The organism is Treponema sp. R80B11-R83G3, from assembly GCF_054786115.1.
The window spans coordinates 1-9,661 of record NZ_BDHF01000059.1; the positions used below are offsets into that span (position 1 = coordinate 1).

Annotated in this window: 11 protein-coding genes; 1 reads left to right on the forward strand and 10 read right to left on the reverse strand. The window is 45.9% G+C overall.

What is annotated here, in order from left to right:
• Positions 1-230: hypothetical protein (locus tag ACYVRH_RS08865; RefSeq protein ID WP_461256558.1), on the forward strand; the 230-nt coding region annotated here is incomplete at its 5' end.
• Positions 231-250: 20 nt separating this feature from the next.
• Here the strand turns inward: ACYVRH_RS08865 and ACYVRH_RS08870 are convergent.
• From ACYVRH_RS08870 to ACYVRH_RS08915, 10 genes are all read right to left on the reverse strand, one after another.
• A complete protein-coding gene (locus ACYVRH_RS08870; protein ID WP_461256559.1) occupies positions 251-685 on the reverse strand; it encodes a M67 family metallopeptidase in 435 nt (144 codons plus the stop codon).
• Positions 670-1,563 carry a PLP-dependent cysteine synthase family protein gene (locus ACYVRH_RS08875; RefSeq protein WP_461256560.1) on the reverse strand — a complete coding sequence of 298 codons (894 nt, stop codon included), beginning with the start codon at positions 1,561-1,563 and terminating at the stop codon, positions 670-672. Before ACYVRH_RS08875 ends, ACYVRH_RS08870 begins: the two co-directional genes overlap by 16 nt.
• A gap of 27 nt (positions 1,564-1,590) precedes the next feature.
• Entirely contained in the window at positions 1,591-2,391 is an 801-nt protein-coding gene (locus ACYVRH_RS08880) for a MetQ/NlpA family ABC transporter substrate-binding protein (RefSeq protein ID WP_461256561.1), read from the reverse strand.
• A 132-nt stretch (positions 2,392-2,523) separates the two neighbouring features.
• The gene (locus tag ACYVRH_RS08885; protein WP_461256562.1) at positions 2,524-3,192 is read right to left on the reverse strand and encodes a methionine ABC transporter permease; all 669 of its coding nucleotides are present in this window, start codon (positions 3,190-3,192) and stop codon (positions 2,524-2,526) included.
• A 73-nt stretch (positions 3,193-3,265) separates the two neighbouring features.
• Positions 3,266-3,904 carry a methionine ABC transporter ATP-binding protein gene (locus tag ACYVRH_RS08890; protein ID WP_461256563.1) on the reverse strand — a complete coding sequence of 213 codons (639 nt, stop codon included), beginning with the start codon at positions 3,902-3,904 and terminating at the stop codon, positions 3,266-3,268.
• The gene (locus ACYVRH_RS08895; RefSeq protein WP_461256564.1) at positions 3,905-5,083 is read right to left on the reverse strand and encodes a MalY/PatB family protein; all 1,179 of its coding nucleotides are present in this window, start codon (positions 5,081-5,083) and stop codon (positions 3,905-3,907) included.
• A 5-nt stretch (positions 5,084-5,088) separates the two neighbouring features.
• Positions 5,089-6,216: a trans-sulfuration enzyme family protein gene (locus tag ACYVRH_RS08900; RefSeq protein WP_461256565.1), complete on the reverse strand. Its 1,128-nt coding sequence runs from the start codon at positions 6,214-6,216 to the stop codon at positions 5,089-5,091.
• Positions 6,217-6,225: 9 nt separating this feature from the next.
• On the reverse strand, positions 6,226-7,158 hold the full coding sequence (epsC, locus tag ACYVRH_RS08905; RefSeq protein WP_461256566.1) for a serine O-acetyltransferase EpsC: 933 nt from the start codon (positions 7,156-7,158) through the stop codon (positions 6,226-6,228).
• A gap of 143 nt (positions 7,159-7,301) precedes the next feature.
• Positions 7,302-8,720, reverse strand: coding sequence for a SufS family cysteine desulfurase (locus ACYVRH_RS08910; protein ID WP_461256567.1), 1,419 nt, complete (start codon positions 8,718-8,720; stop codon positions 7,302-7,304).
• Entirely contained in the window at positions 8,707-9,654 is a 948-nt protein-coding gene (locus tag ACYVRH_RS08915) for a family 2A encapsulin nanocompartment shell protein (protein ID WP_461256568.1), read from the reverse strand. Before ACYVRH_RS08915 ends, ACYVRH_RS08910 begins: the two co-directional genes overlap by 14 nt.
• Positions 9,655-9,661 lie beyond the last annotated feature (7 nt).

Consider the following 9,661-nt stretch of genomic DNA (forward strand, 5'->3'; position numbering starts at 1 on the left):
CTATAGGGATATTAATATCTTATTCTATTTTTATATTAAAAGAAATAAAAGTAATCGATATTGATTCATTAATTTTTATTTTAAAACTGCCGGAAATACAAAAAGAAATTATTCAAAATATTACCATGTCATACATTATTTGTAGTATTTATTTTATTCTTCAATTTTTCCAGATGTTTAAAGAATGGAAAGGTAAGAAAATAATACATAGGGGAAGAGATATATATTAGAGTAAATCTAACGAAAAACCTTAATTTATCTTTTCCCGCGTAAAATCGCTTCTATCGTCCGCTAACTCCCAGCTTGTAAGAATTTGCGACTTGCCCTTGTCTACCGAGACAATCACATACGAGTAAAAAGGCAGAGCGTGATCTTTATCATAACCTGACGGCGCGGACGGATGGTCGGGATGGGAGTGATAAAAGCCGATAACGTCAAGTTTCATCGCTCTTGCTGCCTGTTCCGCTTTCATCATGTCTTCCGGCGTTATGAGAAAACGATGGTATTGTTCGCCGTCTTCACTGGCGTTGCTAATGGTTAGCGTACTCTTAACTGTTTTAACGCCCTCATTATCAACTTCACCGATTAAAACGCCGCAACATTCGTTAGGATAGGCAGTTTCGCCGTCTGCCCTAATATTTTTTTCCAGTTCAGGAGAAAGACGTAGCATTAAATATCTTTCCATAACGGCTGTGACATATAGCGATTGCCGTTATCGCATAGCATTGTAGCGACACGCGAACCTGCGGGCAGTGTTTTTGCTATTTCCATGGCGGCGAATACATTTGCCCCTGAACTTATGCCTACAAATATTCCTTCCTCTGCGGCAAGCCGCCTAGATGTTTTGTAAGCGTCTTCCGTTTTCACTTTGATATGCAAATCGGCAATGCTTTTGTCAAATATTTTCGGCGTTATGGTCGATTCCATGTGCTTCATTCCCTCAAGCCCGTGAAACGGCGAATCCGGCTGCATAAGAACGATTTGAATAGACGAATCAGTCTCTTTTAGCCGTCTGGAAACGCCCATAAAAGTTCCCGATGTGCCTGTTCCGGCGACAAAATGAGTAGGTTTGCATTGGTTATACAGTTCTACCCCAGTTGTTTCGTAATGCGCGCGCGGATTTTCAAAATTGTCGTACTGGTTGGGGAAGAAATACAAGTCAGGCTCTTTTTTGGCTAACTCCATTACAATGCGGTACGCGCCGTCAGAGCCTTCAAGCGGGTCTGTTTCTACAATTTCCGCGCCGTAAGCGCGCATAAGTTTTTTTCTTTCCTCGCTGGCATTTGACGGCATAAACAGTTTGACGCGGTAACCAAGCGCCGCGCCAAACATTGCATAAGCGATACCGGTATTGCCGCTTGTGGAGTCCAATAAAATTTTATTTTTTGTAAGCTGTCCCGAGTTAATGCCGTGCAGCATCATAGCTTTTGCGGCGCGGTCTTTAACGGAGCCGCTAGGGTTAAAATACTCCGCTTTGGCAAACAGGGAAACCCCGTTTGCAGTATTGAATATTTTTTTCAATTCAATAACAGGAGTATTGCCTACAAGGTCTAAAACATTCATAAGCTATTTATATCATAATTTTTAACGTTAAAATACTGCTACAACGCCGCCGCCGTAGTGACTGTCGATATAATCCTTTACCTTATTGCTGAGGAGAGCGTTTTTCAGGGCAATGATGCCGGGATCATTTTGCCTGCCTTTCTGCACTACAACGATATTAACATAAGGAGAATCCTCCCCTTCAATGATAAGGGAATCTTTCACGGGATTAAGTCCGGCTTCAAGCGCATAGTTGCCGTTAATGGTAGCCGCATCCACGTCTTGCAATGAACGGGGAAGTTGAGCGGCTTCAAGCTCCTGAAAACGGAAATTTTTTGGATTATCGGTAATGTCGCGGGGAGTGGCAGTCAGTTTAACACCGTTTTTAAGAGTTATAAGCCCTTTTGCCTGAAGCAAAAGCAGAGCGCGTCCTCCGTTGGACGGATCGTTGGGTATGGCAATCGTGGCACCGTTGGGCAAGTCTTTAATATTTTTGTACTTTGCCGAGTATAGCCCAAAAGGTTCTACATGCACTCCAAAAGCGGAAACCAGTTTTGATGACCATTCATCATTGGAATCCAAATACGGAATGTGTTGAAAAAAGTTAGCGTCAAGGTCGCCCGCAATTACTGCCACATTGGGCTGTACATAGTCGGTGAATTCCACTACTTTAAGGGTGACTCCTTTCGCCGCAAGATCATCTTTGATCAAATTAAGCAATTCCGCGTGAGGAACCGGCGTGGCTCCTACAGAAATAGTTAATCCTGCTTCTTTTTTCTTGGTGCAGGCGGTAAAAACCAACGCCATAGCCAGTGCGCCCACGATCAGTAGGCTGATTAGTTTTTTCATAGTAATTCTCCTTTACATAGTATACACACATTTCCTATGTGTTTAATAGGATTATAAAAAAGAACGACAATTTTGTCAATAGAATTTGGCAAATTAAACAAAAATTTTAAATCTATTGAATTTCCGATTAATCTACCGTTTTGCCAATAAACTTCTGCTAATTGCCGTGCCAATCATCTGTATCGCTTCTACCAATATCAGAATAACAATAACCGCGCCGATAGTAACGTCCGTTCTGAAACGGAAATAGCCGTAGTTTATGGCAAGACTGCCCAACCCTCCGCCGCCGATTGCCCCTGCCATTGCCGAGTAGCCAATCAGATTTATGATGGTCAGGGCGAGACCGGAAACCAAAGCGGGCATGGCTTCGGGGACTAATACCTTGCGAACGATTTGAAAATCGGTCGAGCCCATTGCGCGAGCGGCGGTAAGCACGCCGGTTTTAACTTCGGATAGGGCGGATTCGACAACACGGGCGACAAAGGGCGCGGCGGCGATTGAAAGGGGGATAATTACCGCCGTTGGACCTATGCTGGTTCTTACGATCAGCCGCGTAAAGGGTATCAGCAGGATCATCAGAATGATAAACGGAAGGGAACGGAATATATTGACGATTCGGGAAAGCACACTGTAAAGTACACTGCGTGGGGCAATGCCGGCGGGAGAAGTAACAAAAAGATACACGCCTAAGGGGAAGCCAAGAAGGCAGGCTAAAACAGTTGATACAAAAGTCATATACACGGTTTCCAATGTCGCCGTTGGCAGCATGGACAACACTTCCATAATTTTTTCTTTAGGCATGAACCATCTCCTTTGTCGCGGAAGCTTGCGGCGACTCAAACACAGAGGCGACGCTTCCCCTCTCCACGATAATTCACCCATCCATCACTGCCACTTCCCGGCATATTTCGCGGATAACTTCCATTTGGTGCGTTATCAGTACCACAGTAATTTTTAAGTGCTGTTGTAAGTCGCGGATCAACGCAAGTATCGACCTTGTCGTCTGCGGATCAAGAGAGCTTGTCGCTTCATCGCAGAACAGCACTTCGGGATTTGCAGCCAGAGCGCGGGCGATAGCCACTCTCTGTTTCTGTCCGCCGGAAAGTTCCCGCAAACGCGCCTTGCGCTTATCGGCAATATCAACCATTTCCAACAGTTCGTCAATGCGCTTGTCTATTTGTTTGCGGGGAAGACCCGCGATTTCCAAAGGGTAGGCAATATTCCCCGACACGTTACGCGATCCAAACAAGTTAAAATTTTGAAATATCATTCCCATTTTTCTTCGTTGTTCAAGCAAATCCATGCCGCGCAGAGTGTCAACACGTTGTCCGTTGTAGCAGACCTCGCCCGTATCAGGGGTTTCCAATAGGCTAATTACACGCAGAAGACTCGATTTTCCCGCTCCGCTTCTGCCGATAATTCCGTAAATACAGCCGGTAGGAATATCAAGAGCAACTTTTTTTACCGCTGTAACTTCTCCGTAACTTTTGGAAATATCTTTAACAACGATCATTTATTCCTTCTCCACGCTTTCCCAGTCAATACTTTTTAACCGATCCAGAGCGTTGTGAAGTACGGAGCGGGGACAGGCAAGATTGATACGCTCGAAGCCCTTGCCACCTTTTCCAAAAGTGTGACCTGCGCTAAGCCATAGTTTCCCCTTTTGCGTTATCGCTTCGTCAATTTTTTGAGCGGGAATCCCAAGCGCGTTAAAATCCAGCCACGCAAGATATGTCCCCTCCGGTTCAATAAGTTTAATTTTGGGAATGTGTTTGGAAAGATATGTTTTTAGAAAAGCGATATTTCCCGCAAGATAATCTATAAGCTGTTCCAGCCACTGTGCGCCGTCTTGATACGCAGCTTTGCAGGCGATAAGCCCCATTACTCCCGGCTGGCTTAAACCGCATCGCGCATACTCCTCTTTAAATTTTTCGCGCAAGTTTTTGTTGGAAATAAAAATATTTGCGCTCATCAATCCCGCAAGATTAAAAGTTTTTGACGGGGCTGTGCAAGTTACGGTAATATCAGCAAAATCCTGATTTAAAGCGGCGAATACAATGTGTTCATGCTCGGGAAAAATAAAGTCCTGATGAATTTCATCGGCGATAACAATGACGTTGTGGCGTAGGCATATCTCTCCCATTCGCGTAAGCTCTTCCGTCTTCCAAACGCGTCCTACGGGATTGTGCGGATTGCACAAAACGAACATTTTTGCCTGTTTAATTCTTTCTTCAAAATCTTGAAAATCTATATAGTAATGACCGTCACTGTACACAAGCTCATTCACAAGCAATTGCCGTCCGGTTTTTCTTATGCTTGATTCAAAAGGATAATAAACAGGCTGTTGTATAACAATTCCGTCTCCCTGCTCCGTTAACGAACGGACGGCTATGTACAGGGCGTTTACCACTCCGGGAGTGATAGTCAGCCAATCGCGCTGTGGCGACCAGTTAAAGCGATTCTCAAACCATTTGCGCGTAACATCAAAATACGCCGAGTCCGGCTCCGAGTACCCGTAGATTCCATGCTTGGCTCTGCGGATAATTTCTTTTTGTACGCAGGGCGGAGAAGCGAAATCCATATCGGCAACCCATAGGGGCAGTATGTCAGCGGGTTTTCCGCGCCATGCAGGTTCGTATTTGATACTGTAAGAATTGCTCCTGTCTATTATTTTGTCAAAATTATATTTCATACAAATTATACAAATGCTTGTTTAAGATCGGCGATTAAATCTTCCGCCGCTTCCAATCCGACAGACAGGCGCAGTAAACGCTCATCTATGCCGCGCGCGTTCCGCTCGCTTTCGGGAAGGTCAGCATGGGTTTGGAGCATGGGGTATGTGATAAGACTTTCAACGCCACCTAAACTTTCGGCGTACTTTATTACTTTTACGCTTTCCAGTATGTGTTCTGCCGTTTTTCCGTCTTTCACGGAAAAAGATAACATTCCGCCAAAACCGCTTGCCTGGCGGCGGGAAATTTCATAATCGGGGTGTTCTTTTAATCCCGGGTAATATACTTTTTTTACCGCGCTTTGTTTTAAAAGCCAATGCGCTATTTTTATTGCGGTTTCTTGCTGGCGCTCCATGCGAATTGCAAGAGTTTTAATTCCGCGAATGATCAGGAAACTGTCAAAGGGCGATAGGCATCCGCCGGTTGTCTTTGCGATGAAACGTAATTTTTCCGTAAGACTGCCGTCTTTTACAACTAAGAACCCTGACAAAGTATCATTGTGTCCGCCTAAATATTTTGTCCCGCTGTGCAGGACAATATCAGCCCCGAGAGAAAACGGTTTTTGAAAATACGGCGTAAGAAAAGTGTTGTCTACGATAAAAAGCAATTTATGTTTTTTAGCAATCTCCGCTACTACTGCAATGTCTATTACGTTCATCATAGGATTTGACGGAGTTTCTATAAATATGGCTTTTGTAGCCGGAGTTAGCTCTTTTTCTATATCTTTTACAGCAGCGGCATAAGAAAATTTTACGCCGTTTTTTTCTGATATGTGCTTAAAAAGACGGAATGTACCGCCGTAAAGATCATCGGAAGCAATGATATGGTCGCCCGGCGAAAACAGTTCCATCAATGCGGAAACCGCAGCCATACCTGAAGAAAACGCGACGGCTTCACTGCCCCCCTCCAATGCGGCAACAGTGTCTTCCAAGTGTACGTTGGTAGGGTTGAGCGAGCGGGAGTAATCAAAGCCGGTACTCTGCCCTACTCCCGGATGGGCAAAAGTAGCCGATGCGAAAATCGGAACGGCTACTGCTCCGGTTGTGTCAAACTTTTTTTTAGAGCCATGTACGCATATTGTGCTTATATCCATACACACATCTTAAATCTCATAGTGCCAAAAATCAAGCTGATCTAACTCCATGTGGGTGGAAATATTACCGCTGCTCTTAAACTGCAATTCGGGATTTTTTACGCTGACGCGGGTTTTTTCAGGAACGGACCGTATCACAAAAGCGTTTCCGCCGATTACCACGCCCTCTCCGATAACGGTATCTCCCCCTAAAATACTAGCGCCTGAGTATATCGTAACATTATCGCTTATACTGGGATGACGCTTAACGCCCTTTATACTCTGGCCGCCCTTAGTTGACAAGGCTCCAAGCGTAACTCCCTGATACAATTTTACATTGTCCCCGATAACGGCGGTCTCGCCTATTACAATGCCTGTGCCATGGTCTATAAAAAAATACTTGCCTATTGCCGCGCCCGGATGAATGTCAATGCCGGTCGCGCTGTGCGCGTATTCGCTCATAATTCTGGGTATCAGCGGCACGGACAATAAATAAAGTTCATGCGCTATTCTGTAAATCATTGTGGCGTAAATACCAGGATACGATATGACGATTTCCGCCTTGCTGTACGCGGCAGGGTCGCCGTTATACGCCGCTTCAATATCTTTTTCCAAAAAATCCTTAATAACCGGAATCTTCAATATAAATTGCCGCGTTATATCCCACGCTATTTTGTCAATCTCGCTCTGCTCCGTGTCTTTGTACCGTATGTCATAACGAAGCGCCAATCTTGTCTGCGCGGCTAAATCATTGGAAACTTCTTCCAGCATAACGTTAAGTTTATTTTTCGCGGAGCCGCCGCTTAACACGCTCTCAAAAATTCCCGGAAACAGCAAATGTTGTAATTTGCCGATTATCTCGACTATGATCGATTTTACCGGCTGCTTAGCAACATCGCGCTTCTTCTGAAAATCGCTCAGTAACTCTGCCGCGATTTGTTCAATTTCATGGTCAATTTCCATTTTATTCCCCAAGATTTTCACATAAAGGGGAGTGGGGAATGGGGAGTAGGGAACGGATTGTTGTTTGCAGACATAGCGTGTAATTTCACGCTTAGATAACGAACAACAATCTTATTCCCTACTCCCTACTCCCCACTCCCTAATCATACCAATTCCCTAATTGCACTTACCAATTTATCTATTTCTTCTACTGTATTATAAAACGCTATTGTCGGGCGGACTGTCGATTCTAGGCCGAAACGGCGTAGTATTGGTTGGGCGCAGTGATGGCCGGCGCGGACGGCGATTCCTTTGCTTGCCAGATGTTTGCCGACTTGTTCTACGCTTGCGTTGTCAAGGACAAAGGACAGAACGCTCGCTTTTTCTGCGGCTGTGCCGATAAGGTGCAGGCCGTTAATGCGCTTTAGCTCGCGGGTAGCGTAATCAAGCAATTCGTGTTCATAGGCGCTTATGTTTGCGATTCCTATGGCACTCACATAATCAAGAGCAGCGCCTAGTCCTACCGCATCAGCAATATTGCCGGTTCCAGCTTCAAATTTTGATGGTGCGGGATTGTACACTGTGCGTTCAAAGGTTACGTCTTTTATCATATTGCCGCCGCCTTGATACGGTTTGGCTTCTTCAAGAGCGTCCGCTTTTCCATACAGCGCGCCAATGCCCGTCGGCCCGAAAATTTTATGCCCCGAAAACACAAAGAAATCCGCGTTCAATTCGCTGACATTCAGCGGAGTGTGGGCTACAGATTGCGCCCCGTCGATAAGGATTCGCACTCCGTTACCATGCGCGATTTGAATCATTTCCCTAACTGGGGTAATTGTTCCCAGCGCGTTTGAAACGTGCGTTACGGAAACAAACTTTGTGCGGCGGCAGAAAAGCCGCGCATATTCGGACAAAATGATCTGTCCCGTATCGTCAACAGGGGCGACTTTTATTACCGCGCCGGTTTCCTGCGCTATTATCTGCCAGGGAACAATGTTGGCGTGGTGTTCAAGAATAGTGAGTATTATTTCATCGCCGGGACTCAGCAGGGGTTTCACATAAGCTTGCGCCGCAAGGTTGACGCCTTCCGTTGTGCCGCGCACAAAAACGATATTGTCTTTTGACGGAGCGCCTAAAAATTTCGCGATTGTTTCCCGCGCCGCTTCGTAAGCGTCAGTGGAACGAGCGGCTAGATCGTGCGCGCCACGGTGGACGTTTGAATTTTCGTGTCTGTAAAAATACGAAATACGGTCTATCACCGCGTTTGGCTTTTGCGTTGTCGCGCCGTTGTCAAGCCAGACAAGCTGTTTGCCGCCCGCGACTTTTTCACTCAAGATGGGAAAATCGCCGCGGATACGGTTTACGTCAAAACCGCCCACTCCCAAAGGAGAGCTTTTAAAAAGCGCTTCTTCGGAAGGCGCCCCTGTAGGCGTGCCAGTATACGGCACGACAACGGGAGAATATTCAGTTTTGGCATCTTCGGCCTTTACGCTCTTTTTTTCCTGAAGTTCGGGAAAATAAGTCAACGCCCACTTTTCAAGTTCTTCCGGATCCGGCAAGCCGTAACCGTTAGGTGTAATCATAGTAGTTACCCACTTCCACATCTTCAAGAACGGCTATTGCGTCGTCTGCAAGAATTGCGGCTGAGCAGTACAGTGACAGGAGGTAGGACGCGAGTCCTTTGTTATCTACTCCCCTGAAGCGCACGGAAAGTCCCCTACCTTGTTCATTCTGCAAGCCCGTCTGGTACAAACCGACAACACCGCGCTTTGCCTCTCCGGTACGCACCAACAAAATGTTGGTTTTTCCGCTTTTGCTTTTTGGATTTTTCAAACCGTCCACAAACAGTTTATCAGTAGGTATGATTGGAATGCCGCGCCAAAGAATGAACGAGCCGCCAAAAAGCGATGTTGTAGAAGGAGGAACGCCCCTGCGCGTACATTCCCGCTGAAAAGCGGCGACTGCTCTAGGGTGCGCCAAAAAGAACGTCGGTTCTTTCCACACTTTAGAAATCAGTTCGTCCAGATCATCGGGCATGGGTGAACCAGCTTTGTTTCCCGGCTTTATGTGCTGGCTGGCGGGAACATTTTTTAAAAGGCCGTAATCATCGTTATTGATGATTTGGCTTTCCTGTCTCTCGCGCAAACTTTCAATCGCCAAATGAAGTTGTTCTTTTGTTTGATCGTAGGGCGAAGAAAACACATCCTCCACGGCGGTATCTACGTTTATAATGGTAGAAATTGAGCTGAGGGTATATTCCCGGGGTTTTGGCTGATACTGTACATAGCCTTCGGGAATCTCGGCGCTCTTTTTTTCCGATGAACAGAGAACGTCAAGCGGCGTTTCTCCCTCGACCACTTTGTTCACGCGGTAAATACCGGCGTCAAGCCCTTTGAATTCCAAAAAACGTGTCAGCCAGCGCGGTGTAATCGCGCCGAATTGCGGCGGGGTTTTGGTAATGTCCGCCAGTTGGTACGCTTGCGCTTTATTCAGCGCGTTTAGTTCTGTTGTTGCCATAAAATAA

Coding starts and splice junctions, on each gene's coding strand:
- ACYVRH_RS08870 (WP_461256559.1), bottom strand. CDS start 685: ATGGAAAGATATTTAATGCTACGTCTTTCTCCTGAACTGGAAAAAAAT.
- ACYVRH_RS08910 (WP_461256567.1), bottom strand. CDS start 8,720: ATGATTACACCTAACGGTTACGGCTTGCCGGATCCGGAAGAACTTGAA.
- ACYVRH_RS08885 (WP_461256562.1), bottom strand. CDS start 3,192: ATGCCTAAAGAAAAAATTATGGAAGTGTTGTCCATGCTGCCAACGGCG.
- ACYVRH_RS08880 (WP_461256561.1), bottom strand. CDS start 2,391: ATGAAAAAACTAATCAGCCTACTGATCGTGGGCGCACTGGCTATGGCG.
- ACYVRH_RS08895 (WP_461256564.1), bottom strand. CDS start 5,083: ATGAAATATAATTTTGACAAAATAATAGACAGGAGCAATTCTTACAGT.
- ACYVRH_RS08875 (WP_461256560.1), bottom strand. CDS start 1,563: ATGAATGTTTTAGACCTTGTAGGCAATACTCCTGTTATTGAATTGAAA.
- ACYVRH_RS08890 (WP_461256563.1), bottom strand. CDS start 3,904: ATGATCGTTGTTAAAGATATTTCCAAAAGTTACGGAGAAGTTACAGCG.
- ACYVRH_RS08915 (WP_461256568.1), bottom strand. CDS start 9,654: ATGGCAACAACAGAACTAAACGCGCTGAATAAAGCGCAAGCGTACCAA.
- ACYVRH_RS08900 (WP_461256565.1), bottom strand. CDS start 6,216: ATGGATATAAGCACAATATGCGTACATGGCTCTAAAAAAAAGTTTGAC.
- epsC (WP_461256566.1), bottom strand. CDS start 7,158: ATGGAAATTGACCATGAAATTGAACAAATCGCGGCAGAGTTACTGAGC.